This is a genomic window from Bradyrhizobium sp. Ce-3, from assembly GCF_022835695.1.
Classification (GTDB): domain Bacteria; phylum Pseudomonadota; class Alphaproteobacteria; order Rhizobiales; family Xanthobacteraceae; genus Bradyrhizobium.
This window is the reverse complement of the sequence record NZ_BQUV01000001.1, coordinates 125,022-151,919: the sequence shown is the minus strand read 5'-3', so window position 1 is coordinate 151,919 and position 26,898 is coordinate 125,022. Positions and strand designations below refer to the sequence as shown.

The following is a 26,898-nucleotide window of genomic DNA, read 5'->3' as shown; positions in this document are numbered from 1 at the left end:
CTCCCGTCAGCTCGCCTCGGCCAGCAGCGAGAGCTGGCGCGGCGGGGCCTCGGTTTCGCTCTGGTCGGTGAGGTGGGTCGGATAGGCCCCGGTGAAGCAATGGTCGGCGAACCTCGGATTGGCCGGGTCGCGCCCTTCATAGCCCATCGCGCGGTACATGCCGTCGATCGACAGGAAGGCGAGCGAGTCGGCGCCGATGATGTCGCGCATCTCCTCGAGCGAATGGGTCGCCGCCAGCAGGCCGCCGCGGTCCGGCAGGTCGATGCCGTAATAGTCGGGGTAGAGGATCGGCGGCGAGGCGAGGCGGAAATGCACCTCGCGGGCGCCGGCGTCGCGCATCATGCGCACGATCTTCTTCGAGGTGGTGCCGCGCACCAGCGAGTCGTCGATCAGGATGATGCGCTTGCCCTCGATCGCGGCGCGGTTGGCCGAATGCTTCATGCGCACGCCGAGCTCGCGCACGCTCTGGGTCGGCTGGATGAAGGTGCGGCCGACATAGTGGTTGCGGATGATGCCGAGCTCGAACGGCACGCCGGAATACTGGCTGTAGCCGACCGCGGCGGGCACGCCGGAATCCGGCACCGGCACCACGACGTCGACCTCGGGATGACTCTCGCGGGCGAGCTGGGCGCCGAACGCCTTGCGCACGTCGTACACCGAGCGGCCGCCGACGATCGAATCCGGCCGCGCGAAATAGATGTATTCGAAGATGCAGGGCCGCGCCGGCTTCGGCGGGAACGGCTTGTGGCTGTGGGCGCCGGTCTCGTCGAACACGATGATCTCGCCGGGCTCGATGTCGCGGACATATTTGGCGCCGATCATGTCGAGCGCGCAGGTCTCCGAGGTCAGGATCGGATGGCCGTCGAGATCGCCGAGCACCAGCGGACGGATGCCGAGCGGGTCGCGGGCGCCGACCAGTTTCTTGTTGGTCAGCGCGACCAGCGCGTAGGCGCCCTCGATGGTGCGCAGCGCCTCGATGAAACGGTCGATGAAGCGGGTGCGCTTCGACTGCGCGACCAGATGCAGGATCACCTCGGTGTCGGTGGTCGACTGCATCATGGCGCCGCCCTTGACCAGCTCGCGGCGGAGCGTCAGGCCGTTGGTCAGATTGCCGTTGTGCCCGACCGCAAAGCCGCCGGCGCTGAGCTCGGCGAACAGCGGTTGCACGTTGCGCAGGATGGTGCCGCCGGTCGTGGAGTAGCGGACGTGGCCGACCGCGGCATTGCCGGGCAGGCGCTCGATCACCTCGCGGCGGGAGAAGGCGTCGCCGACGAGGCCGAGGCGGCGTTCACTGTGGAAGCGGGCGCCGTCGAACGAGACGATGCCGGCGGCCTCCTGGCCGCGATGCTGGAGCGCGTGCAGGCCGAGCGCGGTGATCGCGGCGGCCTCGGGATGGCCGAAGATGCCGAACACGCCGCACTCCTCGCGGAGCGTGTCGCCATCGAGATCGGGGTGGTATCGGAGAGGGTCGTCTTGAAGAGGGTTCTGTAGTTCGATCGGGCCGAGGTCGAGATCCATTTGGTCGGTATGATCCGAAGGGGTCTGCATCTCGTTCATCGCCTCTCGTAAGGGCCCAAATAGGTTATCGGCCCGCGGGTTTCTCGATCAGCTTTTTCAAGCTGTCACGCGCAGGTTTGCTATAGCCATCGCCCGACGCCGGCGTCGCCTGATCATTGGTATCGGCCGCAGAATCGTCGTCTGGCTTATTCTTCTTGAACTTCTTTAAGATGGTGTTCTCGGGGTCGTCAGGCAAGAGCGACATCAGCCAATCCCCGGTTCCTTGCAGCACCACCCGGGACTTCGCCCCGGTGACCCAATCGGGCCGCTGCTTGTCGGGAACCAGCCAGGTGAAGAACATGAACGCCACGACCACGATCAGGAGGCCGCGGGCGAGCCCGAACAGGAAGCCGAGGGTGCGGTCGAGCGCGCCGATCCGGGAATCCAGGATCATGTCCGAGATCCGCACCGTCACGATCGAGACCACGATCAGCGTGCCGATGAACACGCCGGCGACCACGACCACGGCCGCGACCGTGTCGTTGTTGAAATAGGTCTTGGCGGTCGGCAGCAGCTTGGAGAACGCATACAGCGTGACCAGCGCGGCGGCGCCCCAGGCGGCAATCGAAAGGATCTCGCGCATGAAGCCGCGCACCATTGCCAGCAGGCCCGAAATCAGCATCACGCCGAGCAGGACGAGATCGAGTATCGTTATGGGCATCGGCTGGTCAGGTCCGCTGGTACGTTTCGGTACGCTGTTAAGGGCTTACGCTGTTAAGGGCTCTCGCGAATCGGCAAAGTCGGTGCCGTCCTAACTGAGGCGCATCGGGGGCATCCGGCAAGGCCGGAGCGCCACCTGTCCCGCGCGGCGGATGTATAGCGGCGAGGGGCTGATACGTCACGCCCGCTTTAGCGGTTGTCGCGACGGAATCGGGCCGGTGTGGCATTTTTCTCCACCGGATCAGCGTCCCCCGAGCCGCTTTGGTCGTCCCTTGGCCCGGCCCGGCCACCTCTTGGTGTGCCGCGCGCCGCGATTTCGGCGACCAGTGTGGTCAGATTGCCGACGCTGTTGAGGGTCAGCCCCATATCGCCGCCGCCATCGCCGCGGGCCGATTCGGGCAGGATGGCGCGGCCGAAGCCGAGCTTGAGGGCTTCCTTCAGGCGGGCGGGGGTCTGTGCCACCGGGCGGATCGCGCCCGACAGCGAAATCTCGCCGAAATAGACCGCGTCCGTCGGCAGCGGCGCATTGACCAGCGAGGACACCAGCGCGGCGGCGGCGGCGAGGTCCGCGGCCGGCTCCTGGATGCGCAGGCCGCCGGCGACGTTGAGATAGACGTCATGTCCGGACAATTTGACGCCGCAATGCGCTTCCAGCACCGCGAGCACCATCGACAGCCGGCTCGGGTCCCAGCCGACCACGGCGCGGCGCGGTGTGCCGAGCGAGGTCGGCGCCACCAGCGCCTGCAATTCGACCAGCACCGGGCGGGTGCCCTCGATGCCGGCAAACACCGCCGTGCCGGGGCTGCCGAGCTCGCGCTCGGAGAGGAACAGTTCCGAGGGATTGGTGACTTCGCGGAGCCCGAGCCCGGTCATCTCGAACACGCCGATCTCGTCGGTGGCGCCAAAGCGGTTCTTGGCCGAGCGCAAGATGCGGAACTGCTGCGAGCCTTCGCCCTCGAACGACAGCACCGCGTCGACCATGTGCTCGACCACGCGGGGACCCGCGATCTGGCCGTCCTTCGTCACATGGCCGACCAGGATGATCGTTGCCCCGGTCTTCTTGGCGAAGCGAATGAGGGCCTGCGCCGAGGCGCGGACCTGGGTCACCGTGCCCGGCGCCGACTCGACCGTGTCGGTCCACATCGTCTGGATCGAATCGATCACGATCAGCCGCGGCACCGCGCCTTCCGACAGCGTCGAGACGATGTCCTCGACCGAGGTTTCGGACGCGAGCTGCACCGGCGCGTCGGCGAGCCCGAGCCGCTCGGCGCGCAGCCGCACCTGGGCGACCGCCTCTTCGCCGGAGATATAGACCGCGCGGTGGCCGGCGCGCGCCATCATGGAGGTCGCCTGGGTCAGCAGCGTCGATTTTCCGATGCCGGGATCGCCGCCGACCAGAAGCACCGAGCCGCGCACGAAGCCGCCGCCGGTGACGCGGTCGAGCTCGGCCATGCCCGACGACAGCCGCGGCGCGTCCTGGGTCTTGCCGGACAGCGATTCCAGCGCGAACGTCCGCCCCTTGCGCTTGCTGCGGATCGAGACCGGCACCGAGCCCGTGGTGTCTTCCTCGGCCAGCGTGTTCCACTCGCCGCAGGAGTCGCACTTGCCCTGCCAGCGATTATACGCTGCGCCGCAGTTCTGGCAGACGAAGGAGAGGGTGGATTTGGCCATGGAGCAGGTGAGTCGTGCTATCGCGCACGATGCATAGCACGGTTCGGCCGCCGCGCACGATCCATCGAATACGGCACGCCTGATGGGACGGCAGTCAGCGAGAGAAGACCCGTGTTCCGGCTGGCCATCGCGGCTTGTCTCCGACCGGGCTCGCGCCGATCTCCCAGCCGACGCCGCCCCAGAGCACGTCAACGGCACCAAGCTCTCCTGCGATGTCGCGGACGTAAAACACATTCGGCTTGGCGTTGATATCGAGCGCGCCGCCGCTGCCGTTGGGTTGCTGCTTCAACGCGCACCAGACGTCGACCAACTGGTTCTCGTGGCTCTGACCCAGCTTGGCCAGGATTTCGCTGTCGCTTGCGGTGGCGCCCAGCACCAAAGTCTGCAGCAATGCGCCGCCACTATCGTCCTCGACCTTGCCGATGAAGCGGTGCGCGAAGGTCGCGCCCAGCCAGGAGATCTTCACCGCGGCGCTCGACGCGATGTCCTCCTTGAAATGTTCCCGTGCGACGAACTTTTCGCTGTGAGGGATTGCCGAGGTCGACGACGGATCGGCCGGTTCCTCGGCCTTCGGCCGCAACGAGCATGTGACGCGATCGGTGACGACAGCCGATTGGCCGGGTTTCGTGTCGTCCGCGGCGACGCTGAAGCCTTGTGCTGCCAGAAGGCAAGTCAGCGACAGGGTGAGGCCGAGCTGACGCATCTTGTTGTCCCTGAATCCGCTGTGTTCGCGGAGACAAGGTAAACCACACCTTGCGGATGTAAATTAAAGATCGCTCTTCTGGTTAAGGATAAAAAGTAAACTCAACTACAGCGAGAACTTGAATCAAATGCTCTCCGGCGCATGGAACCAATTGTTGCTCTCGGCCTCCGCGTCTAGACGCGCATGTCTCGCCCCGACAGCAGCAGCGGCGGATTCTCGCGCAGCATCGAGCCCGTCGGAAGAGCCCGGCAGCATCTTGCTTGCGCGCGCAGCGGATCGGTCCAGCTCCAGCGCACGCGCCACGACGGATTGTTCGAGTAGGCCGGAATACGCCAGACCCAGATCGTCTCGTACACGCCGTCTCCGAACTGCTCGACGTCGGGCTTTGCTGTCGGCCACAAGGCCGAGCCAGCAACAGCCAACGTAACCGCCACCGCAGTCGTGATCATCATCTTGCGCATCGCGCGCCTGCCTTTCCCGCCTGTCACGGGTTCTGACCAACCCGTTAGTCCCAATGCTTCGACTTGCGATTCGAAATCCGTCGGACCGACATGAGGCGCTGAAGTGCGCCCGGTTGCGCACCGCCTGTCGCCGCTCTCTCGGGATTCGCATCCGGGTCGTCGATTGACCCTGCGATGCCTGCTGGAGCAAAGTTCTTTTCCGCAAACGATCGAATGCACGCAATGAAGTTGTCATAAACGCAGGCGCCGGATCCGGGCAATCCGGAGAACACCGGGAGCTGCATGCTCAACAACGCTCTTTCGGGTCCCACGACATCCGAAGCGCCGAACTCCCGTAGAATTACGACATCGCTCCGAGCCTACGACGCCATTGCCGACCACAACAGTGCAGCGCCCGCGGCCAGCATGATGCCGTCCATGATCAGGCGGAATGACTCCGGCCTCATCTGCAGCACGAAGCGTTTGGCGATGAAGGCGCCGGCCATCAGCGAGGCGCCGGCGATCAGGCCTTTCAGCGCGATGTCAGGGGTCAGCGCGCCGAAGCGCTCGAACGTCACCGACTTGCTGACATAGAGCCCGAGCGAACTCGCCGCTTCGGTGGCGAGGAAGGCACCCTTGCTGAGGCCGTAAAACAAGAACAGCGGCACGCTGAGCGGGCCGGTCGAGACCACGATGCCGGTGAGATAGCCGATCACGGCGCCACCGACGGCGAGATGCCAGAGTTTGGCCTTCAGATCGTGTCGCGCCAGCCAGTGCCGCACCGGCACCATCGCAATCAGGAACACGCCGATCGCGATATCGACCGCGTGCGAGGGCAGCGCGAGCAGGGTGCGGGCGCCGAGGGCTGCGGCCGGAATGCCCGTGATCGAGTAGGCGGCGCAGGCGCGCCAGTCGACCTCGCGCCACCAGGCCAGGATGCGCGACAGGTTGGCCATCACGGCGGCGATCGCCATGATCGGCACCGCCTGCTTCGGGCCGTATTGATAGACCAGGACCGGCATCAGCATGATCGACGAGCCGGTGCCGACGATGCCCGAGATCGTGCCGGCAACCAGGCCGACGATGAGGATGAAGAGGAAGCCCACGCGCACTCCGGATGTGCTCCCGAGCCATGCAGGATGCGCGTCCCGGGAGCGGAGGCTCAGTGTGACCTGACGGGTCGAGGCGGCGCAAGGGCGCCGCGAACCACCGACAACCGACATGCGATCGCGCGCTGCGTCAGTATTTCGCGACGACCGGGCCGCCGAAGCGGTAGTTGACGCGCACCGTCACCATGTCGACGTCCTGGCGGATGCGTTCGTCATGGTTGATCGCGGCGATGAAGGCGGGGTCGTAGGTCAGGTGGACGGTGTCGGTCCCCATGAACAGATGGTCGTATTCGAGCGCCAGCGACCAGTTGTGTGCGATCGCATATTCGGCACCGACGCCGATCACGCCGCCCCAGCGCGTGTCGTTGCCGCGGTCGGCGATGAAGCCGACCGGCAGGCCGGGGCCGAAGGCCGGCGTGATGACGCTCTCGTAGCGATCGCGCATCACGGCCGCGCCGCCCTTGGCGTAGAGCAGGAAGGCGCCCCAGGAGTAGCCGATCTGTCCGGTGAACAGGCCGATCGCATCGATCTTGGTGCGGTTCTCGAAGCCGGCAAACAACGGCGCGATGGACGGGTTCGAGCCCGACAGGTCGGCCCAATTGCCCTGTGCTTCGACGCCGAACACCCAGGCGGCCTGCTGCCAGCGATAGCCGATCTGGCCGCCGGCGGTGGCGCCGCTCGCGGTATGGCAGCCTTCGGGGCCGTTGAAGTTCACCACGCCGAGCGCCGGATTGGCGATGGCAAACGGCACGATGTCCCAGCAATTCCGGCTCCAGCCGCCGCCGCCATTGGCGCCGACATAGAAGCCGCTCCAGTCGGTGGTGGCAGCGACGATCGGAGGCGCCTTGACATAGGAGCGGGCGGCAAGGTCGGCGGCGGAGGCGCTTGCCATGCCGAGCATCAGCATGGAGGCGGCGACAAAATATGGCTTCATGAGCAGGCCCAATGCATGAATCAAATCGGTGCGATTGTAGTCGATTGCACCACCGCAGGCTGTACCCGGTGCGCCACATCCGGCGCATAAGGTTTTTTTGACTCACAGGCTGCACAACGGATTCAGTGTCGTCCCGGGCAAGCGAAGCGCGACCCGGACCCATAACCACAAATGCTGATTGGTTCACGAAGCTTGGGCCGCAGCTCGCTTCAACAACAAAAAGCTGTGGTTATGGGTCCCGGCTTTCGCCGGGACCACATCTCGTGTGGGGCACGCACACCCATCACTTCAACACCACCCACGCCGGCGCGTGGTCGCTGGCGCCGTCCTCGCCACGAACGTCGCGGTCGACGCCGGCTTTTGCGAGCCGCGCCGCGACGTCGGGGCTGAGCAGCAGATGATCGAGCCGCAGGCCGGCGTCGCGCGGCCAGCGCTGGCGCTTGTAGTCCCAGAACGTGAACATCTGATCGTCCGGATGCAGCGTGCGGATCGCATCGCACCAGCCCTGATCGACCAGCGCCTTGAACGCGGCGCGGCTGTTCGGCTGAATCAGCGCGTCCTTGTCCCACGAGCGCGTCGGATAGATGTCGAAAGCCGTCGGCGCGACGTTGTAGTCGCCGGCGAGCACCACGGGGACGTCCTGCTTGAGCAGCTTGGCGGCATGCGCCCGCAGTCGCTTGAACCAGGCCAGCTTGTAATCGAATTTCGGTCCGGGCTGCGGATTGCCGTTCGGCAGATAGAGGCTGGTGACGACGATGCCGCGCACCGCGGCCTCGATGTAGCGCGCCTCATGGTCGTCGCGGTCGCCGGGCAGGGCGGTGCGGATCAAAACCGGCTCGGCCTTGCGGGCGAGAATGGCGACGCCGTTCCAGGTCCTCTCGCCCTGCCACACCGCGCCGTAGCCGGCCTTCTCGAGCGCGGCTGCCGGAAACTCGGCGTCGCTGGCCTTCAACTCCTGCAGGCTGACGACGTCGGGCCTGGCCGATTTCAGCCAGCGCAACAGGTTGGGCAGCCGGCGGTTGACGTTGTTGATGTTGAAGGTCGCGATCTTCATGCGGGCTGGGGACCGCGACAGGTTACGTCTCAGGCGGACGGCAATGGCGGCGGCGCGGGTGGCGCTGCTGTCGGCAGGGTTGGCGGCGCCGCTTGCGTCGCGGCGGGCTCCGTCTTCTCGGCGACTGCCTCGCTCTTCTCGGCGGGCGCATCGCTCGTCGCCGCCACGGCATCGCCACCCTTGTAGATGCGCACGAAGCGGCGGCCGAGGCTGGTCAACACCTCGTAGCCGATGGTGCCGAAATGATGCGCGACCTCGTCGACGGTGATGCCTTCGCCGATCAGCGTCACCATGTGGCCGCGCCGCACGGCATTCTTGTCGAGATCGGTGACGTCGACCGCGATCAGGTCCATCGAGACCCGGCCGGCGATCGGGCAGCGCTTGCCGGCGACCACGACCTCGGCACCGCGGGTGCCGTCATTGGCACTGGCGGCGCGGAAATAGCCGTCGGCATAGCCGGCGGAGACGATCGCAAGCCGGGTCGGCCGGCGTGCCGTCCAGGTGCCGCCATAGCCGACGGTCTCGCCGCGATCGATGTTGCGGATCTGCACGATGCGCGCCTTGAGGTCGACCACCTGCTGCATCGGGTTGTCGGCCTCCGGCGTCGGGTTGACGCCATAGAGCGCACAGCCCGGCCGCACCATCTCGAACTGGAACTGGGCGCCGAGGAACACGCCGGAAGAATTGGCGAGCGAGGCCGGCACGCCGGTGAACAGGCTCGCGATCTCCCGGAAGCTCGCAAGCTGCCTGGCGTTGGCGGGACTGTTGAGCAATTCGGCGGAGGCGAGGTGGCTCATGACCAGCGTGATGCCGTGATCGCCGGCATTGATCCGCGGGATGATGCCCTGCGCCTCGGTGACCGTGAGCCCGAGCCGGTTCATCCCGGTGTCGATATGGATGGCGGCGCCGCCGGACCAGCCGGAGCGGCGGCAGAACACGTCCCATTCGGCGAGCTCATTGAGATCGCCGATCACGGGCTTGCAGTCGATCCTGGCGTAGGCCTCGCCGGTCTGCTGGAAGAAGCCGCCGAGCGAATACACCGTCGCTTGCGGCACCGCCGCGCGCACCACGGCGGCCTCCTCGACGGTTGCGACAAAGAAGGTCTTGCAGCCGGCCTTGGCCAGCGCGCGCGAAACCTGCTCGGCGCCGCAGCCATAGGCATTGGCCTTCACCACGGCGGCGCATTCCGCGGGCACCGCGGTCTTCTCGAGCTTGCGCCAGTTGGCGATGATGGCGTCGAGGTCGACGGTGAGGATGCCGGTGGCGGTCGGGTGGGCCGCCAGCAGATTGGCTTCGGGCGTCAGCTGCGATTTCGCGTCGGTCACGATGTTCATGGCTCAGTTGTACGCGGGGGCCTGCCGCCGTTCAACCGCGCTGCGGCATTAGTAACCGCGATCCGGAATCTGACCGTCGGGCGCGAGATCACCGAACCTGGTGACGCTGGCCTCGAAGTGCAATTCGACGGTACCGGTCGGGCCGTGGCGCTGCTTGCCGATGATGACTTCGGCTTTGCCATGGGCCAGTTCCAGCTCCATCTGCCACTTCTCGTGCTCGGGGGTGCCCGGCCGCGGCTCCTTGTTGGCGAGATAGTATTCTTCGCGGTAGACGAACATCACCACGTCGGCGTCCTGCTCGATCGAGCCGGATTCACGGAGGTCGGAGAGCTGCGGGCGCTTGTCGTCGCGGTTTTCGACCTGACGCGACAGCTGCGACAGCGCGATGACCGGGACGTTCAATTCCTTCGCCAGCGCCTTGAGATTGGTGGTGATCTCGGTGATTTCCTGCACGCGGTTGTCGTTGCCCTTCTTGCCCGAACCCTGCAGCAGCTGGATGTAGTCGATCACGATCAGGTCGAGACCCTTCTGCCGCTTCAGCCGCCGGGCCCGCGCGGTGAGCTGCGAGATCGAGAGGCCGCCGGTTTCGTCGACATAGAACGGCAGCGATTGCAGCTCGATCGAGCAGTCGCGGATCTTCTCGAAATCCAGTTCGCTGATGCCGCCGCGGCGGATATGGCTCGACGGGATGCCGGTGCGTTCGGCGAGAATACGGGTGGCGAGCTGCTCGCCGCTCATTTCGCAGGAGAAGAAGCCGACGCAGCCGCCATTGACCGCCTTGGTGGTGCCGTCGGCCTGCACCTCGGGCACATAGGCCTTGGCGATGTTGTAGGCGATGTTGGTGGCGAGCGAGGTCTTGCCCATGCCGGGGCGGCCGGCGAGCACGATGAGGTCGGAGGGTTGCAGGCCGCCCATTCGCGCGTCGAGATCGCGCAGGCCGGTCGAGATGCCCGACAGCTTGCCGTCGCGCTGGAACGCTTTCGCGGCCATGTCGACGGCGATCGTCAGCGCCTGCGAGAAGCGCTGGAAGCCGCCGTCGTAGCGGCCGGTCTCGGCGAGGCCGTAGAGCTGCCGTTCGGCGTCCTCGATCTGGGCGCGCGGGGCAAAATCGACCGGCGCGTCGTAGGCGACGTTGACGATCTCCTCGCCGATCTGGATCAGGTTGCGCCGCAGGCTCAGGTCATAAACGGTACGGCCGTAGTCCATCGCGTTGATGATCGTGGTCGCTTCCGCAGCGAGACGGGCGAGGTACTGGCCAACCGTCATGCCGCCGATGTCGGCGTCAGCCGGCAGGAAGGTCTTCAAGGTCACGGGGTTTGCGACCTTGCCCATCCGGATCAGCGAGCCTGCGGTCTCGTAGATCGTCTGGTGCAGCGGCTCGAAGAAGTGCTTCGGCTCGAGAAAGTCGGAGACGCGGTAGAACGCGTCATTGTTGACCAGGATCGCGCCCAGGAGGCCCTGTTCCGCTTCGATGTTGTGCGGTGCGCTCCGGTACGCCGGGGATGCGGCATCGGGCGCGAGCTTGTGGACGTTCGAATCAATCAAGGCCATGGACGAGCTTATTCTTCTGATTTCGTCGTTACTGAGATTTTCGGCTGTGGGGTCGCGATCAAGCGCCAGCCCGGCACGAAGCGAAAGGACGGATGTTTCTTATGCACGATTCACACAACACGATGTGTGAATCCGCCACGGCCCGATGCATTCCGCTTGACGGGGTTTTTGCCCGAAACCGGGCAGGGCCCGGCTGGTCAGCAATGTCGTTGGCAAAAATCGGACGCCGCCTGAACCTTTTCCGCGGCCGGGGGACCCATGCAGAGGCGAGGCGGCTGTTGCCGTCTGTTCCTTAGACCAGAATGAGGAAAGCCAGCGCGATCAAGGCGGCCACCACGCCGGTGGCGATCAGGGCGTAGTCGGTCGCGATATCGCGCTGCGGATCCAACATCGTCTGGTGCGTTTCTCGGGTCATTCCGGACCACTACGACAGTCCGGACCAGACCTCTGTGAAGCAGATCACACCTGCCGCAATTTCTTTGCGGCAGGCTCGCGGGAACGACCCGGCGGATTCCGGGTTGTATTCGCTCAGGAGAGATACGGCGGCGATGGCTCGAGAGTTTCAGACAGCGCGATTAGGGCTTCGCCGGGCCGGTGGCATGGACCGCCGCTGGCTGGCTGCGCTTGTCGAGGCGATGGAGCAGGCGGCACGCCCCGAGGTCCGGGATGTTCCCTGCGATGCCAGGCTGATCGCGGCCACCGCAGCCCATCTGGCGCGTCCGGCCCCGACCTTCGCCCATTGCGGCTCGACCTACAGCCTCCGCAACTAGCAGATAGCGCGCCCTCGGACCTACTCGCCGGCGAGTTGCAGCCGCGGCTTGGCCGCGCCAGCCTCCTTCAGCCGCAGACGGGCTTCCTCGCCGCCGATATAGTCGCGGGTCATCGGCACGATGCCCTGGCGCTTGGTGAGCTGCAGCTGGAAGTTCATCATGTTCTGGACCCGGAACGACATCTCCGAGGCGGCCAGATAGAATTCCCACATCCGGGCAAAGGTCTCGTCGTAGAGCCGCACGGCCTCCTCGCGTCGCGCCATGAAGCGCACGCGCCACGCCTTCAGCGTCTCGGCATAGTGCAGGCGCAGGATCTCCATGTCGCAGATCAGCAATCCGGCCTTCTCGATCGCCGGCATCACCTCGGACAACGCCGGAATGTAGCCGCCGGGGAAGATGTACTTCCGGATCCAGGGGCTCGTGACATCAGGACCGGTCGAGCGGCCGATCGAGTGCAGCACCATGACGCCGTCGTCGCTCAGCAGCTCGGCGCAGCGCTTGAAGAAGGTTTCGTAGTAGGCGACCCCGACATGCTCGAACATGCCGACCGAGACGATGCGGTCGAACGGACCGGGGATGTCGCGGTAGTCCTGCATCAGGAAACGCGCCGAATCCGTCAGGTTCCGCTCCGCCGCCCGGGCGTTGGAAATCTGCAGCTGCTCGGTCGACAGGGTGACGCCGGTGACGTCGCCACCGCTCATCTCGGCGAGATAGAGCCCAAGGCCGCCCCAGCCGGAACCGATGTCGAGGATGCGCTGGCCGGGCTTGATCAGCAGTTTTGCGGCGAGATGGCGCTTCTTGGCGAGCTGGGCGTCGTCCAGCGTGGCGTCCGGCGTCTCGAAATAGGCGCAGCTGTATTGCTTGTCGGCGTCGAGGAAGAGCGAGTAGAGGCGGCCGTCGAGATCGTAGTGGCGGGCGACGTTGCTTCTGGACCGGCCGCGCACATTGATCTGCTGGGCGCGCCGTCCGAGGAACCGGACCCAGGCCTGCAGCCTGGCAAAGTTCGGCAACATCGCCGCCTGGCCCATCAGGACCGCGAGCACGTCGGCGATGGTGCCTTGCTCCACCACGAACGTGCCGTCCATGAAGGCTTCGCCGAGATAAAGCTCTGGGTCGACCAGAACGCGGAGTTCGGCCGCCCTGGTCATGAAGCGCGCGGCGACTGGCGCGCCAGTGCCGTCACCGCACCTGAATTGAGCGCCGCTCGCGGTCGTGAACGTGATCGAACCGCGGCGGATGAAGCGCCCCAAGAAGTATCGCAACAATCGGTCCATCGAGACACCAACGGAACGGCAAGCTGCACATCGACACCACCGGAGCTGATCACTCCAATGTGTCCCCAAACCAAACATAGGCAGGGAATTGGATCGCGCTATTGCGTTGTGCTCAAAGCCGATATTCCAAAATGTGACAATTGCGTGGATGCGTCACGGGCGCGCTTCCATTCGCGCGATAATCGTCTAAAAGGTGACCGCCGCGGCCGATCCACAAGGTACAGGCGGCGATTTTTCCGGAATCTGGAGACTTAAGGAATGTTGAGCCGAGCCCTCAGTCTGGCGACGGTGACGCTTCTGATTGGCCTGTCGGCCGGATCAGCGCGCGCGCAAAACCTCGAGGCCGGCAAAAGCCCCTCCCAGATTTTCGCGAACACCTGCACAGCCTGCCACAAGAGCCCGCGCGGCCTGCTGAAAACCGTGCCGGCCGGTTCGCTGCCCGGCTTCCTGCGCCAGCACTACACGACGTCGAGCGACATGGCCGGCGTGCTGTCGACCTATCTGATTTCGAACGGCGCCAACGATCCGCGCTACCAGGCCAAGGACCAGCCCAAGGGAACCAGGGAGGGCACCAAGGGCCGCGAAGGCCGGCAGGAGGCCAACCAGTCTCCGGAGCAGCCCTCCGAGCGTCCGGCCCGCCGGCAGCATCAGGGGGCGGCCCCGCAGGACGGCGCCAAGGAAGGTCCCAAGGACGCTGCCAAGCCCGACACCGACGGCGTGAATCCCGAGGCACGTCCCGGCCACCGCGGCCGGCGCATGGCGCGCCCGAGCGAGGCGCCGGAAGGCGTGAAGCCCGATGACGGCCAGACGCCGCAGGCCGCGGGTGAGGGCAAGCCGTCGCGTCAGAAGCATGGCCGTCGCGGCAAGCCGGTCGAGGAGCCGAAGTCCGGGGAGGGCTCGAAGGGCGAGCCGACCAGCGACGAGTCGAAATCCCAGACCGCCATCAAGCGTGAGGACAAGGACGAGGCCGCGAAGCCGGTGAAGCCTGACGCGCAGCCCGACACGGCCAAGGTCGATGCGCCCAAGAGCAATGCAACGACCGAACCCGTGCGATCGGACCCGGTTCCGCCGGTCACGTCGGCGCCCGAGCCGGCCGCCGCCGCGTCTCCCACGCCGGCGCCGTCCGCGCCGCCGGTAGCCGCGACCACGCCGCCACCGCCGCCCCCGACCACCCCAGGCTCCGGTCCGCCCGAGGCCCCGACGTCGAAGTAATCCCAACGCCGGGCCGCGAGGTCCGGCGTATTCATTTGACCGCAATTAGAGTAACACTCTAGAGTAATGATCTAATCGAGAGAGGCAGCGTGAGCACAGCGCGGGAAGATCTGCTGACGGCGGGACTGGCGGTGTTCGAACGCGACGGTTTCGAGGGTGCGACGGTCGCCGAGATCCGCGCCCGCGCCCGCGCCTCCAACGGCAGCTTCTTCCACTTCTTCGCCTCGAAGAAGCAGCTCGCCGGCACCCTGTCCCTGGAGATCCTGCAGGCCTATCACGGCGCGATCATCACCTCGGTCGACGCCACGCACGGCGCAGGCGAGGGCGTTGCGCGGTTGATCCATGCCCATCTCGATTGGGTCGTGAGCAACCGGCGCGAGGCGCGCTTTTTGTTCGAGATTTCGCGCAGCGAGTGGGGCGAGGAGGTGCGCGGCGCACAGCGCACCGAGAATTCGCGGCTCACCGACGGCATCGAGCGCTGGCGCGCGCCGTTGCTCGCGCGCGGCGAGTTGCTGCCGATGAGCGCCGTGCTGTTCTTCAGCCAGATCATCGGGCCGGCGCAGATCTTCTGCCGCGCCTATCTGTCCGGCCGCCAACACAACGATCCACGCGAACAGGTCGAGACGCTGATCGCCTGCGCGATCCGCGCGGTGGTGGCGCCGGGTGCGCCGGCGCGAACAGGAGGAACGTCATGAGCGAGCCCGATCCGGACTTTGCGCCGATCGCGACGCGAATTCGCGACAATGTCGGCCGGCAGGGCTTCATGGGTCTGGTCGGCGCCGAGGTGGCCGAGCTGTCTCGTGGCGCGTGCACGCTCGCGGTCGACCGCCGGCCGGAGCTGCTGCAGCAGCATGGCCTGTTTCACGGCGGGGTGACGGCGTTCCTGGTCGACAATGCCACCACGATCGCGGCAGCGACCTCGCGCGGCCAGCCGGCGCTGACGGCGGAGTACAAGTTGAACCTGCTGTCGCCGGCGTCGGGCGATCGCCTGATCTGCCGCGCGCGCGTGATCAAGCCGGGGCGTCAGGTCGCCGTCGTCGCAGCCGACGTGTTCTGCGTCATCGACGGCAAGGAGAAGCACACCGCGACCGCATTGGCCTCGATCGCGATGCTCGACGATCAGGCGGCGGCACGAATCCAAAGCCCGGCCTGATGAGGGCCGGGCTTCAGTCGATTGGTCGATGGAGAGAAGCTTACTTCTCTTCGGCAGCCGGAGCCGGCGCGGCTTCGTCGTCGTGCTGGGCTTCCGGATCGAAGAATTCGCCGGCGGCGGCGAGCGCCTCGGCGGCAGCGTCCTGGTCTTCCTGGCGGGTCGAGATGTCCTCGCCGCGCTTGATGCGATCGGCCTCTTCGGCGGAGCGGGCGACCGTCACGGTGACGCTGGTTTCGACTTCGGGGTGAACGGCGATCGTCACCTTCTGCGCACCGATCACCTTGATCGGCGAGTCGAGCCAGACCTGCGGACGGGCAACCGTGACGCCGTCGGCGGCCAGCGCGGTGACGATGTCGCGCACCGTGACCGAGCCGAACAGCTGGCCGGACTCCGATGCCTGGCGGATGATGACGATGTCGCGGCCGTCGATCTTCTCGGCGACCACGGCGGCTTCGCCCTTGGCCTTGATGTTGTTGGCCTCGAGCTCGGCCTTCATGCCGTCATACTTGGCGCGGTTCGCGTCGGTGGCGCGCAGCGCCTTGCCGCGCTTCAGCAGGAAATTGCGGGCGAACCCGTCCTTGACGCGCACGACTTCGCCCATCTGGCCGAGCTTGGCAACGCGTTCCAGCAGAATGACTTCCATTTTCGTTCTCCTTTAGAGGCTAAGTATCGGGTTGAAGTGGTTGGATCGAAATGTCACTCCGCCGGCAGTGGCGGCGGTCGTGTTTGCAGATAGCGCTGGCGCAGCCCGAACACGGCGTCTGCAATGCCGAGCGCGAACATCGCCACGATCGGCCAGCCGAACATGACGACGACGGCGTAGATGCCGCCGAGCCAGAAGCCGCGATTGGCGAGCGACAGCGTCAAGGTGTGCAGCACCGCGAAGCCGACCAGTGCATAGGCGATGACGAGCGCCGCGGTGACGATCTGCGCCAGCAGCGCAAGCATGCCGCCGACGAAGCTGATGGCCACGGCCACCAACAACGCGACCAGCGTCATCGCGGGGAGCGCGGTGCTGCGGAGCTCCGGCCACGGTCGATTCAGTCGCCCGGAGGTTTGTGCGATCTTGCCGGCGAGCCAGAGGCTCAGCGTCAGCGTGACCATTGCGAGGATCGTCGCGGCGAGGGGCGCGAGGATCACCAGCATGTCGACCAATCGTTCGATCTCACTGCTGGGCAGCCCTTCGCCGGCGCTCAGCACCTTGAGCAGGCCGCGCCGCAAGGCACCGGTGACGGTGTCGGCATCCGAGCCGAGCGTGAGCAGCGCGGCGGCCGTGGTGACGACCGCGAAGGCTGCGATCCAGAGCAGGATACGGCCGACGGGATACCATTCGAGTGCAGGCGGCTGCTGGGTGGCGCTGTCACCGGCAGCGCCCGCGATCGGCCGTCCGAGCAGCGCGAGGTGGCCGAGCCACCAGCCGGGCAGGGCGACCATCATGGCAAACGCGATGCAATAGGGAAGTCCGAAGATCGCACCGAGAACGGACGCGGCACCGATGCCGCCGATGGCCGCGGCAAGTGGTCCCCAGGCGAGTGCCGACACCATCAACGGCAGCGGCGCAAGAAAGTACAGCAGCAACGAGATCATCGCGCCCGAACTGATCGAGGCGAACATCAGCGCCGACGCGGCGCCGGCGGCAACTGCAACAATGAGTATCGCGATCATCAGCTGTCCCGCCCCCTTGAGCGGTTAGGGGTTCTGCTTCGAGAACCCCAACCATCGGCGACCGGACGACCCGGAAGCCTTATGAGAATGAGCGGCCGGCGGCACGTGCCGCCGGCCGGAAACGGTTACCTGATAACGTAGGGCAGCAGGCCGAGGAAGCGCGCGCGCTTGATGGCGCGGGCGAGCTCACGCTGCTTCTTGGCGGACACGGCCGTGATGCGGCTCGGCACGATCTTGCCGCGCTCGGAGACGTAACGCATCAGCAGCTTGGAATCCTTGTAGTCGATCTTCGGCGCATTCGCGCCCGTGAACGGGCAGGACTTGCGACGACGGAAAAACGGACGGCGGGCACCAGCATCAGCCATGATTCATTACTCCTCGGTCGCAGCTTCTTCTTCGCGCGGACGGCGCGGGCCACGGTCGCCACGGAAACCACCACCTTCGCGGTCGCCACGGAAACCACCTTCGCGGTCGCCACGGAAGCCGCCGCCACGGTCATCGCGCTCGCGATCACGGTCGGCCTTGCGCATCATCGCGGACGGGCCTTCCTCGTGCTCTTCGACGCGGACGGTGAGATAGCGGATGACGTCTTCGTTGATCCGCTCCTGGCGCTCGATCTCGGTGACGACAGCCGACGGTGCGTCGATGTTCATCAGCACGAAATGCGCCTTGCGGTTCTTGTTCATGCGGTAGGTGAGGGAGCGCACGCCCCAGCTCTCGGTCTTGGTGACCTTGCCGCCGCCCTGTTCGACGATGCCCGTCATCTGGGCCGTCAGTTCATCCACCTGCTGGGTGCTCGCATCCTGACGCGCGAGAAAAACATGCTCATAAAGAGGCATGGTTGTCCTTTCCTGTGTTGGCGTGGGTTCCGGCGACAAGCCCTTCGAGACCTTCGGAAAGGACTCGAGCTGCTCAGAAGGCGGGAGCACGGGACGACGGGCCGACTGGCCCTGCCACATCAAAATCAACTGGTGAGTTTGCTGAGACCGTCCGTTCAGCTCCCGGCCGGAGCCCACGAATGGCGCGCTTATACGGATTTTGGCCGCGAAAGCAAGGGTCCGCAGCGGGGTCTCGGCCGCCGGATTTGCTGGAGGGCGTAAGCCTGCCGGGCTGTTCGGCGCAACCTCACCCGGTTCCATATTGATTTCTTTGTTTGTATATCATACAAATATCGGCGGGAGGACGATCCATGGGTTCGGAGACCGCAAGCAGCATGTCTGCGCCCGATCCGAAGCACGCGGTCCGCGCGACGCGGTCGGCGGGGCGCAAGATGCGCTCGCTGCTGCTCGACGCTGCGAGCCGCCTGTTCAAGGAGCGCGGGCTCTCGGGCACGTCGATCTCCGACATCGCCGCCGTCGCGGACGCCTTTCCAAGCCAGATCACCTATTACTTCCGCACCAAGGAAGCGCTGTTCGTCGAAGCTGCGAGCCGCGACATGCTCTATCTCGCGCGGGCGACCGAACAGGCCGCCCTCAAGGCCCACACGCCGCGCGACTACACCCACGCCCTGGCCGAGACCGTCACCGCGACCGACACGGTCGCCTTCTTCGCCGAGGCTCTGACACTGACCCGACGGCGGCAGGATCTCGCGCCTCTGGTCGAGCGCACCATCGAGCGTCTGCACAGCGAAGGCGCGCGCGCCTATGCGGGCCAGGTCGAACGGCACGGCTGGCGCTCGCTGCGCGCCCCCGAGGAGAGCTCGCGGCGCTTCTGGGCGATCGCGATCGGCGTGATCGTCGAAGGCTTTGCGATGGGCCGCGGCGCCGAGGAGATGTGCCGCGAATTGCTGCGCGCGCTCGGCGAGCAGGCGACATCGCCATCGACGTCGGCCAATGACGGGACGCGCTTGCGCCTGGTCGGCGACCGCGACAGTTCATCCGCACCGGACGGGGAGACCAGCTCATGACCGCGCTTCGCATGCGAGCCCGCGATTTCCTCACTGAAGACGAACTGGTGACCGTGCGGGAGCGCACGACGTGGAAGGGCGCGGCGCTGATCGCGCACGCCTGGGCGCTGATCCTGGGCGCGATCGCGCTGGTGGCATGGTGGCCCAATCCGCTGACCTATCTTCTTGCAGTTGCGATCATCGGCTCGCGCCAGCTCGGGCTTGCGATCCTGATGCATGACGGAGCGCATGGCTGCCTGTCGGCGGACGAGAAGACCAACCTCACGCTGAGCCAGTGGTTCTGCGCCTATCCGATCTTCGCGGAAACCCGTGGCTATCGCCGCTATCATCTGCAGCATCATGCGCGGACGCAGCAGGAGGATGATCCGGATCTGGTGCTGTCGGCGCCGTTTCCGATCACCAAGATGAGCTACCGCCGCAAGTTCTTCCGCGATATCACCGGGCAGACCGGCTACCAGCAGCGCAAGGCGCAACTGCTCAATGCGATCGGGCCGAAAGAGTGGCCGCTGTCGCGGCGCGCCGCCAATTTCTGGCAGAAGCTTGGGCCGCAATGCGTCACCAACGCGCTACTGTTCGCGGGCCTCGCCGCCGCCGGCGTATGGTGGGCCTATCCGCTGTTGTGGCTGGTGCCGCTTTTGACCTGGATGATGGTGATCACGCGGATCCGCAACATCGCCGAACATGCCGTCGTGCCTGACAGCGCCGATCCCTTGCGCAACACCCGGACCACGCGGGCCAACGTCCTCGAGCGTCTGTTCATCGCGCCGTACTACGTGAACTACCACCTCGAGCACCATCTGCTGTTCTACGTGCCCTGCTACAACCTGCCGCGCGTCCACCGCATCCTGAGCCGAAGCCGCTATGCCGAGCGGATGGAGGTGCAGCCGGGCTACGCGGCCGTGCTGCGGCTGGCGACGGCCAGGCCCGCCCACGAGGATCGCCCGGGCCAGCTGGTCAACAGCGCGCGCCGGGCGAGGGCCGGCGCCAAGGTTAACGCCGACCAGAATGCCGGCGGATTCTAGGGCCGAACCGGTCCGGCATCCCCAGGGTTCCGCCTGCGCGGCTTGACATCGCGCCCCCCAACAGTGTCTTACGGCCCGTCCGAGGCCGGTTGCATGGTTTGGTTGCAAGGGATTGGCCCGGACCCGCTGTTGCGCGTTTCGCGCGACGGGATACCGTTTTCCCCTGCGGCAGGCGCGCGGCGCTTGCGCGGGGATCACGCTCAACAAGGTAGGGAGCGCCGATGACGGCAGCATTCACGTTTCCCGGGCAGGGCTCGCAGGCGGTTGGCATGGGCAAGGCCCTGGCCGACGCCTTTCCGGTCGCGAAGGCGGTGTTCGACGAGGTCGATTCCGCGCTGGGCGAGAAGCTGACCGCGATCATCTGGGATGGTCCGGGCGAGACGCTGCAGCTCACCGAAAACGCCCAGCCGGCCCTGATGGCGGTCTCGATCGCCACCCTGCGCGTGCTCGAGAGCGAGGCGGGCTTCTCGGTCGGCCAGAACGCCGCCTTCGTCGCCGGGCACTCGCTCGGCGAATATTCGGCGCTGGCCGCCGCCGGCAGTCTCAGCATCAGCGACACCGCGCGGCTGCTGCGCACCCGCGGGCTCGCGATGCAGAAGGCGGTGCCGGTCGGCGCCGGCGCGATGGCCGCGCTGCTCGGGCTCGACTACGAGACCGCGGTCGCGGTCGCCAACGAGGCGGCGCAGGGCCAGGTCTGCCAGGCCGCCAACGACAATGGCGGTGGCCAGGTGGTGGTCTCGGGCGACAAGGCGGCGGTCGATCGCGCGGTCGAGATCGCCAAGACCAAGGGCGCCAAGCGCGCGATGCTGCTGCCGGTGTCGGCGCCGTTCCACTGCAAGCTGATGCAGCCGGCGGCCGATGCGATGGCGCAGGCGCTGGCCGGCGTCACCATCCAGGCGCCCGCGGCGCCGCTGGTGTCCAACGTGCTGGCTTCCGCGATCACCGATCCCGACGAGATCCGCCGCCGCCTGATCGAACAGGTCACCGGCACGGTTCGCTGGCGCGAGTCGGTTGCCTATATGGCAGGGCAGGGCGTGACGCGGTTCTTCGAGATCGGCGCCGGCAAGGTGCTGAGCGGCCTCGTCAAGCGCATTGCCGATGGCGCGGTCGGCGTGTCCGTCGGCGGTCCGAACGATATCGCTGCAGCCAAGGACGCGCTGGCAGCTTCGGCTTAAGCAGCCGGGAGGGGAATTCGATGTTTGATCTGACTGGCAAGACGGCGCTCGTCACGGGCGCAACCGGCGGCATCGGCGGCGCGATTGCGCAGGCGCTGCATGCGCAGGGCGCAACCGTTGCGATCTCGGGGACGCGGCGCGAGGTGCTGGACGGCTTTGCGGCCAAGCTCGGCGAGCGCGTTCACGTGCTGCCGTGCAATCTCTCGAGCAAGGATGATGTCGAGGCGCTGGTGCCGGCAGCGGAAGCTGCGATGGGCCAGGTCGACATCCTGATCGCCAATGCCGGCATCACCCGCGACAACCTGTTCGTGCAACTGCGCGACGAGGATTGGGACGACGTCATCGCGGTCAACCTGACCGCGACATTCCGCCTCGCACGCGCCGCGACCAAATTGATGATGCGCAAGCGCTTCGGCCGCATCATCGCCATCACCTCGATCGTCGGCGTCACCGGCAATCCGGGGCAGGGCAACTACACCGCGTCGAAGGCCGGCATCATCGGCCTGATCAAGACGCTGGGCGCCGAATACGCCAAGCGCGGCGTAACCGCCAACTGCATCGCGCCGGGCTTCATCAAGACGCCGATGACCGATGCGCTGAACGACAAGCAGCGCGAAACCATCCTGGCCAAGGTTCCTGCGGCGCGGCTCGGAACGCCCGAGGATATCGCAGCGGCAGCCGTCTATCTGGCCTCAAACGAGGCCGCCTACGTCACCGGACAGACGATTCACGTCAACGGCGGGATGGCGATGATTTGAGCTACTTGCCGCCTCTCGCAATGCGGCGAAAAGCCGTTTTCGGGAGCCGGTTCAGGCGTGTAGTCAAGGCTTTGGAAGTATGATAGCTGAACCCCCCGTGGATGGGCGAAGAACGCCATTGCAGGATTTTGAAACCCTGTATATTGGCGTGGCGACGCCTGCCGTTCGCCGGGGCTTTAGTCGGCTACGACCGGGCCGAATCAAGACTATGCGCGACTGAGTAATCGAGACGACCACGATGGCTCGTATCGTCTTGGGGTCGGGTCCAATGGAACAACGAGGTTGAACGATGAGTGAGATTGGCGAGCGGGTTAAGAAGATTGTGGTCGAGCACCTTGGTGTCGAACCCGAGAAGGTGGTCGATGGCGCGAGCTTCATCGATGACCTCGGCGCCGACAGCCTCGACACCGTCGAGCTCGTGATGGCATTTGAAGAAGAGTTCGGTTGCGAGATTCCCGACGACGCGGCTGAGACGATTCTCACCGTCGGCGACGCGACCAAGTTTCTTGAGAAGAACGCGAAGAGCTAACGCCGATCGCGATGTTGACGGGGCCGGACGGACCGCGATCCAGCGGTCCCCCGGCTTCTTATTATCAGCCGCGCATTGCTGGCCGGAGACGTGGAAATGAGACGAGTTGTCGTCACGGGGCTGGGCATGCTTACACCGCTCGGCTGCGGCGTTGACGCAACTTGGACGCGCATCCTCGCCGGAGACAGCGGCGGCAAGAAGATCGACACGTTCGAGGTGTCCGACCTGCCGAGCCAGGTCGCCTGCTACATTCCGCGCGGCGACGGCTCCAACGGCACCTTCAATCCCGATCAGTGGATGGAGCCCAAGGACCAGCGCAAGGTCGACGACTTCATCCTCTATGCGATGTGCGCGGCCAGGCAGGCGCTCGACGATGCCGACTGGCATCCGAAGTCCGATGAGGACCAGTTCGCCACCGGCACGATGATCGGCTCCGGCATCGGCGGCCTCACCGGCATTGCCGAGACCGCGGTGCTGCTGAAGGAGCGCGGGCCGCGCAGGGTCTCTCCGTTCTTCATTCCGGGCCGCCTGATCAATCTGGCGTCCGGCTACGTCTCGATCGAGCACGGCCTGAAGGGTCCCAATCATGCGGTCGTCACGGCCTGCTCGACCGGCGCGCACGCGGTCGGCGACGCGGCGCGGCTGATCGCGCTCGGCGACGCCGAGGTGATGGTCGCGGGCGGCGCCGAGTCGCCGATCTCCCGCATCGGCATCGCCGGCTTCTGCGCGGCGCGGGCGCTGTCCACCGGCTTCAACGACAATCCGACCAAGGCGTCGCGGCCCTACGACAAGGATCGCGACGGCTTCGTGATGGGCGAGGGTGCCGGCGTCCTCGTGCTCGAGGAGTACGAGCACGCCAAGCGTCGTGGCGCGAAGATCTACGCCGAGGTCACCGGCTATGGCCTGTCGGGCGATGCCTTCCACATCACCTCGCCGCCGCCGGACGGCAATGGCGGCTTCCGCAGCATGAGCATGGCGCTGAAGCGCGCCGGCCTTGCGGCATCCGATCTCGACTACATCAATGCGCACGGCACCTCGACGCAGGTTGGCGACGAGATCGAGCTCGGCGCGGTCGAGCGTCTGCTCGGCAATGCGGCTTCGAAAGTGTCGATGTCGTCGACCAAGTCCGCGACCGGCCATCTGCTCGGTGCGGCCGGCGCGATCGAGGCGATCTTCGCGATCCTCGCGATTCGCGATAATGTGGTGCCGCCGACCATCAATCTCGACAATCCGTCGGTGCAGACGGCGATCGATCTCGTGCCGCATACGTCGCGCAAGCGTGACGTCAACGTGGCGCTGTCCAATTCCTTCGGTTTCGGTGGCACAAACGCCTCCGTGATCGTGCAGCGCGTGACCAATTAGTAGTCTTTAGAACTAGTCCACCGTTTTGCCGTATTCCGCGGTGACTCCTAATAGCGGGCGTATGCTATTGGCTGGACAGGGGTTTGTCCGGCCACGATTCAACCGGCAGGATATTGGTTTGCATCGATGAGTGAGAGGCCGCCCATTTCACCGAGGAGTCCACGCGCGGCGCTGGAGCCTGAACAGGTTCCGCCGCCGCCCAAGCGTTCGGATCGCGCCCGCAATCCTTTCGTCATCGTCGGCAATGCCATCTTCACCATCCTGATCATCCTGATGATCGGCGCCGGTGCGACCTACTATTACGGCAAGCAGACTCTGGAATCCCCGGGGCCGCTGCAGGAAGACAAGATCGTCAACATCCCCGCGCGCGCCGGCAAGCGCGACATCGCCGACGTGCTGTCGCGCGAGGGCGTGATCAACGTCAATCCGTGGGTCTTCATCGGCAGCGTGTTTGCGCTGAAGGCGAGCTCCGACCTGAAGCCCGGCGAATATTCATTCCAGAAGAATGCCAGCCTGCGCGACGTCATCGCCACCATCGTCGACGGCAAGGTGGTGCAGCACGCCATCACGATTCCGGAAGGCCTGACCTCGGAGCAGATCGTGTCGCGGCTGTCCGACAACGACATCTTCACCGGCTCGGTGCGCGAGATTCCGCGCGAGGGCACGCTGCTGCCGGAGACCTACAAGTTCCCGCGCGGCACCACGCGCGACCAGGTGATCCAGCGTTTGCAGCAGGCGCAGAAGCGCGTGCTCGCCGAGATCTGGGAACGCCGCAACACCGACACGCCGCTGAAGTCGCCGGACCAGCTGGTGACGCTGGCCTCGATCGTCGAGAAGGAAACCGGCCGCGCCGACGAGCGCAGCCGTGTCGCCGCCGTGTTCGTCAACCGCCTGCGGCAGCGGATGAAGCTGCAGTCCGATCCGACCATCATCTACGGGCTGGTGGGCGGCAAGGGAACGCTGGGGCGCCCGATCAAGCGCAGCGAGATCACCCAGCCGTCGCCCTACAACACCTATGTGATCGACGGGCTGCCGCCCGGACCGATCGCCAATCCCGGCCGCGCCTCGCTGGAGGCGACCGCCAATCCGGCGCGCACCCGCGACCTGTTCTTCGTTGCCGACGGAACCGGCGGCCACGCCTTCACCGAAACCTACGACCAACACGCCAAGAACGTCGCCAAGCTGCGCGCCTCGGAAAAGCAGATCCAGAACGACACCGTCGAGCCGGCGGATGATCCGGCGCCGGCTGCCGCAGCGCCTGGGGCTGCCGACACCAATCCCACGGCGGCCACGCCGCCGAAGCCCACCAACCAGAAGAAGCCGCCGCGCAGCGGTCGCCAGGGCGCAGCCCAGCAGACCACTTCGCCGCCAGTGGTGCAGCGTTAGCTTCACGTTCCCGGAAGTGGACGTAATTCCACTTTCACGGAATCCGTTTTAAAGTCGCACCAGCTGCCCCGAGTCTCTTTGGCTCCTGGTGAGTCCCATATCCTGCTGTTGGAGAGTTCACGCGATGGCGCTGTCGAGCATGACTGGCTTTGCCCGAAGCCATGGCGCGAGCGGTCCCTATACGTTCGAGTGGGAGCTGAAATCGGTCAACGCCAAGGGCTTTGACCTGCGGCTGCGGCTGCCGCCGGGCTGGGACGAACTGGAAGCCCAGGCCAAGAAGCGCGCCGGCGAATTGCTGTCGCGCGGCACGGTCTACGCCAATTTGAGCGTCAAGCGCACCGATGCGGCGCAAAGCATCCGCATCAATGAGGACGTGCTGGCCGCCGTGGTGAAGGTCGCAGGTGAACTCGCGCAACGCATCGACGCGGTGGCGCCGAGCATCGACGGCCTGCTCGGCATCAAGGGCGTCATCGAGGTGGTCGAGCCTGCGAGCGATGAGGACGAGGACAAGGCGGCGCGCGAGGCGGCGGCGAAGGCCTTCGAGCAGGCGCTCGGCAGCCTCGTCGAGATGCGCCGCCGCGAGGGCGATGCGCTGGGCCAGATCCTGATGCAGCGGATGGACGAGATCGAGCGGCTCGCCAAGCGCGCCGAGACCGCGCCCGGCCGCAAGCCCGAGGCGATCAAGGCCCGGCTCGCCGAGCAGATCGCGGCGCTGCTGGAGACCTCGGACCGCTTCGATGCCGACCGGCTGAGCCAGGAGGCGATCCTGATCGCCACCAAGGCCGATATCCGCGAGGAGCTCGACCGGATCGCCTCGCACATTAGCCAGGCGCGCGAGATGATCGGCAAGGGCGGGCCCGTGGGGCGGCGGCTCGACTTCCTCGCGCAGGAGTTCAATCGCGAGGTCAACACCTGCTGCTCGAAGTCGAACGATGTCGAGCTGACCAATACCGGGCTTGAGATGAAGAACGTGGTCGAGCAGTTCCGCGAACAGGTCCAGAATCTGGAGTGAATGATGACGGCGCAGGGTTTTGACGGCGTTGAGCGGCGCGGACTGATGTTCGTCCTGTCGTCGCCCTCGGGCGCCGGCAAGACCACGCTGTCGCGCATGCTGCTTGAGCGCGAGCCGGGCCTGAAAATGTCGGTGTCAGCGACGACGCGCTCGAAGCGCCCGGGCGAAGTCGAAGCCCGCGACTATTTTTTCGTCAACAGGCCGAAATTCGAGAAGATGGTCGAGCAGGGTGAACTGCTCGAATGGGCAACCGTCTTTGACAATCTCTACGGCACGCCGCGCGCGCCGGTCGAGGCGGCGTTGTCGGTGGGACAGGACGTTCTGTTCGACATCGACTGGCAGGGCACGCAACAACTGCACCAGAAATCAGAGACCGACGTCGTGCGGGTCTTTATCCTCCCACCTTCGGCGGCCGACCTTGAGAAGCGATTGCATACGCGGGCACAGGACACGGAGGAGGTCATTCGCGGGCGGATGAGCCGGGCTTCCGACGAACTGAGCCATTGGGCGGAATACGACTACATCGTCGTCAATCAGAACGTCGACGACGCATTTGCTGAAGTGCAGTCGATTCTGAAGGCCGAGAGGCTCAAGCGCCAGCGGAGAACCGGCTTGACCGAATTCGTACGTGGCCTGCGGCGTGAGCTTGAGAAGTAGCCCA

Annotated in this window: 29 protein-coding genes; 13 read left to right on the top strand and 16 right to left on the bottom strand. The window is 65.9% G+C overall.

Going from position 1 to position 26,898, the window contains the following annotated elements:
• Positions 1-6: 6 nt before the first annotated feature.
• From purF to BRSPCE3_RS35980, 11 genes are all read right to left on the bottom strand, one after another.
• Positions 7-1,557 carry an amidophosphoribosyltransferase gene (purF, locus tag BRSPCE3_RS00820; RefSeq protein ID WP_375709848.1) on the bottom strand — a complete coding sequence of 517 codons (1,551 nt, stop codon included), beginning with the start codon at positions 1,555-1,557 and terminating at the stop codon, positions 7-9.
• Between the two features lie 25 nt (positions 1,558-1,582).
• A complete protein-coding gene (locus BRSPCE3_RS00815; protein ID WP_026192677.1) occupies positions 1,583-2,218 on the bottom strand; it encodes a CvpA family protein in 636 nt (211 codons plus the stop codon).
• 188 nt (positions 2,219-2,406) lie between these two features.
• Positions 2,407-3,888 carry a DNA repair protein RadA gene (gene radA / locus BRSPCE3_RS00810; RefSeq protein ID WP_244063554.1) on the bottom strand — a complete coding sequence of 494 codons (1,482 nt, stop codon included), beginning with the start codon at positions 3,886-3,888 and terminating at the stop codon, positions 2,407-2,409.
• Positions 3,889-3,982: 94 nt separating this feature from the next.
• Positions 3,983-4,591: a hypothetical protein gene (locus tag BRSPCE3_RS00805; protein WP_244063553.1), complete on the bottom strand. Its 609-nt coding sequence runs from the start codon at positions 4,589-4,591 to the stop codon at positions 3,983-3,985.
• Between the two features lie 173 nt (positions 4,592-4,764).
• Positions 4,765-5,052, bottom strand: coding sequence for a hypothetical protein (locus BRSPCE3_RS00800; protein ID WP_244063552.1), 288 nt, complete (start codon positions 5,050-5,052; stop codon positions 4,765-4,767).
• A 359-nt stretch (positions 5,053-5,411) separates the two neighbouring features.
• Positions 5,412-6,137, bottom strand: a complete 726-nt coding sequence (locus BRSPCE3_RS00795; RefSeq protein WP_244063550.1) for a sulfite exporter TauE/SafE family protein — start codon at positions 6,135-6,137, stop codon at positions 5,412-5,414.
• A 133-nt stretch (positions 6,138-6,270) separates the two neighbouring features.
• Positions 6,271-7,074 carry an outer membrane protein gene (locus BRSPCE3_RS00790; RefSeq protein ID WP_244063548.1) on the bottom strand — a complete coding sequence of 268 codons (804 nt, stop codon included), beginning with the start codon at positions 7,072-7,074 and terminating at the stop codon, positions 6,271-6,273.
• A 283-nt stretch (positions 7,075-7,357) separates the two neighbouring features.
• Complete coding sequence (locus tag BRSPCE3_RS00785; protein ID WP_244063546.1) at positions 7,358-8,128, bottom strand: exodeoxyribonuclease III; 771 nt, start codon at positions 8,126-8,128, stop codon at positions 7,358-7,360.
• Between the two features lie 29 nt (positions 8,129-8,157).
• Entirely contained in the window at positions 8,158-9,462 is a 1,305-nt protein-coding gene (gene alr / locus BRSPCE3_RS00780) for an alanine racemase (RefSeq protein WP_244063544.1), read from the bottom strand.
• Positions 9,463-9,510: 48 nt separating this feature from the next.
• Positions 9,511-11,013, bottom strand: coding sequence for a replicative DNA helicase (locus tag BRSPCE3_RS00775; RefSeq protein ID WP_244063543.1), 1,503 nt, complete (start codon positions 11,011-11,013; stop codon positions 9,511-9,513).
• Positions 11,014-11,305: 292 nt separating this feature from the next.
• Positions 11,306-11,428, bottom strand: a complete 123-nt coding sequence (locus tag BRSPCE3_RS35980; protein WP_256520498.1) for a hypothetical protein — start codon at positions 11,426-11,428, stop codon at positions 11,306-11,308.
• Positions 11,429-11,612: 184 nt separating this feature from the next.
• On the opposite strand from BRSPCE3_RS35980, the gene BRSPCE3_RS00770 reads away from it, so the two are divergent.
• Positions 11,613-11,783 (top strand): hypothetical protein, encoded by a 171-nt coding sequence (locus tag BRSPCE3_RS00770; RefSeq protein ID WP_244063541.1) that lies wholly within the window; start codon positions 11,613-11,615, stop codon positions 11,781-11,783.
• A gap of 20 nt (positions 11,784-11,803) precedes the next feature.
• On the opposite strand, the gene BRSPCE3_RS00765 is transcribed toward BRSPCE3_RS00770, so the two are convergent.
• Entirely contained in the window at positions 11,804-13,057 is a 1,254-nt protein-coding gene (locus BRSPCE3_RS00765; RefSeq protein ID WP_244063539.1) for a cyclopropane-fatty-acyl-phospholipid synthase family protein, read from the bottom strand.
• Between the two features lie 258 nt (positions 13,058-13,315).
• Here BRSPCE3_RS00765 and BRSPCE3_RS00760 point away from each other — a divergent pair, with 258 nt between their 5' ends.
• The 3 genes from BRSPCE3_RS00760 (at position 13,316) to BRSPCE3_RS00750 (ending at position 15,422) form a co-directional block, all read left to right on the top strand.
• Positions 13,316-14,269 (top strand): hypothetical protein, encoded by a 954-nt coding sequence (locus tag BRSPCE3_RS00760; protein WP_244063537.1) that lies wholly within the window; start codon positions 13,316-13,318, stop codon positions 14,267-14,269.
• An 89-nt stretch (positions 14,270-14,358) separates the two neighbouring features.
• Positions 14,359-14,964, top strand: a complete 606-nt coding sequence (locus BRSPCE3_RS00755; protein WP_244063535.1) for a TetR/AcrR family transcriptional regulator — start codon at positions 14,359-14,361, stop codon at positions 14,962-14,964.
• Positions 14,961-15,422: a PaaI family thioesterase gene (locus tag BRSPCE3_RS00750; RefSeq protein WP_244063534.1), complete on the top strand. Its 462-nt coding sequence runs from the start codon at positions 14,961-14,963 to the stop codon at positions 15,420-15,422. The genes BRSPCE3_RS00755 and BRSPCE3_RS00750 overlap by 4 nt, the downstream gene beginning before the upstream one ends.
• 40 nt (positions 15,423-15,462) lie before the next feature.
• Here BRSPCE3_RS00750 and rplI read toward each other — a convergent pair whose 3' ends face one another.
• The 4 genes from rplI to rpsF all read right to left on the bottom strand — a co-directional run bounded on the left by rplI (position 15,463) and on the right by rpsF (position 17,926).
• Positions 15,463-16,065, bottom strand: coding sequence for a 50S ribosomal protein L9 (gene rplI / locus BRSPCE3_RS00745; protein WP_244063532.1), 603 nt, complete (start codon positions 16,063-16,065; stop codon positions 15,463-15,465).
• 53 nt (positions 16,066-16,118) lie between these two features.
• Positions 16,119-17,087 (bottom strand): hypothetical protein, encoded by a 969-nt coding sequence (locus BRSPCE3_RS00740; protein WP_244063530.1) that lies wholly within the window; start codon positions 17,085-17,087, stop codon positions 16,119-16,121.
• Between the two features lie 125 nt (positions 17,088-17,212).
• Entirely contained in the window at positions 17,213-17,452 is a 240-nt protein-coding gene (rpsR, locus tag BRSPCE3_RS00735; RefSeq protein ID WP_016844287.1) for a 30S ribosomal protein S18, read from the bottom strand.
• Between the two features lie 6 nt (positions 17,453-17,458).
• Positions 17,459-17,926: a 30S ribosomal protein S6 gene (gene rpsF / locus BRSPCE3_RS00730; protein WP_163155312.1), complete on the bottom strand. Its 468-nt coding sequence runs from the start codon at positions 17,924-17,926 to the stop codon at positions 17,459-17,461.
• Between the two features lie 350 nt (positions 17,927-18,276).
• On the opposite strand from rpsF, the gene BRSPCE3_RS00725 reads away from it, so the two are divergent.
• The 9 genes from BRSPCE3_RS00725 (at position 18,277) to gmk (ending at position 26,894) form a co-directional block, all read left to right on the top strand.
• Positions 18,277-18,993, top strand: coding sequence for a TetR/AcrR family transcriptional regulator C-terminal domain-containing protein (locus BRSPCE3_RS00725; RefSeq protein WP_244063528.1), 717 nt, complete (start codon positions 18,277-18,279; stop codon positions 18,991-18,993).
• Positions 18,990-20,015, top strand: coding sequence for a fatty acid desaturase family protein (locus BRSPCE3_RS00720; RefSeq protein ID WP_244063526.1), 1,026 nt, complete (start codon positions 18,990-18,992; stop codon positions 20,013-20,015). Before BRSPCE3_RS00725 ends, BRSPCE3_RS00720 begins: the two co-directional genes overlap by 4 nt.
• 221 nt (positions 20,016-20,236) lie before the next feature.
• Entirely contained in the window at positions 20,237-21,190 is a 954-nt protein-coding gene (gene fabD, locus BRSPCE3_RS00715; protein ID WP_244063524.1) for an ACP S-malonyltransferase, read from the top strand.
• A gap of 20 nt (positions 21,191-21,210) precedes the next feature.
• Positions 21,211-21,948, top strand: coding sequence for a 3-oxoacyl-[acyl-carrier-protein] reductase (gene fabG, locus BRSPCE3_RS00710; RefSeq protein ID WP_024581467.1), 738 nt, complete (start codon positions 21,211-21,213; stop codon positions 21,946-21,948).
• Positions 21,949-22,237: 289 nt separating this feature from the next.
• The gene (locus BRSPCE3_RS00705; protein ID WP_011441358.1) at positions 22,238-22,477 is read left to right on the top strand and encodes an acyl carrier protein; all 240 of its coding nucleotides are present in this window, start codon (positions 22,238-22,240) and stop codon (positions 22,475-22,477) included.
• 96 nt (positions 22,478-22,573) lie between these two features.
• Positions 22,574-23,839, top strand: a complete 1,266-nt coding sequence (fabF, locus tag BRSPCE3_RS00700) for a beta-ketoacyl-ACP synthase II (RefSeq protein WP_244063522.1) — start codon at positions 22,574-22,576, stop codon at positions 23,837-23,839.
• A gap of 126 nt (positions 23,840-23,965) precedes the next feature.
• Entirely contained in the window at positions 23,966-25,225 is a 1,260-nt protein-coding gene (gene mltG, locus BRSPCE3_RS00695; RefSeq protein WP_244063520.1) for an endolytic transglycosylase MltG, read from the top strand.
• Between the two features lie 124 nt (positions 25,226-25,349).
• On the top strand, positions 25,350-26,237 hold the full coding sequence (locus BRSPCE3_RS00690; RefSeq protein ID WP_244063518.1) for a YicC/YloC family endoribonuclease: 888 nt from the start codon (positions 25,350-25,352) through the stop codon (positions 26,235-26,237).
• Positions 26,238-26,240: 3 nt separating this feature from the next.
• A complete protein-coding gene (gmk, locus tag BRSPCE3_RS00685; protein WP_244063516.1) occupies positions 26,241-26,894 on the top strand; it encodes a guanylate kinase in 654 nt (217 codons plus the stop codon).
• Positions 26,895-26,898: the final 4 nt, after the last annotated feature.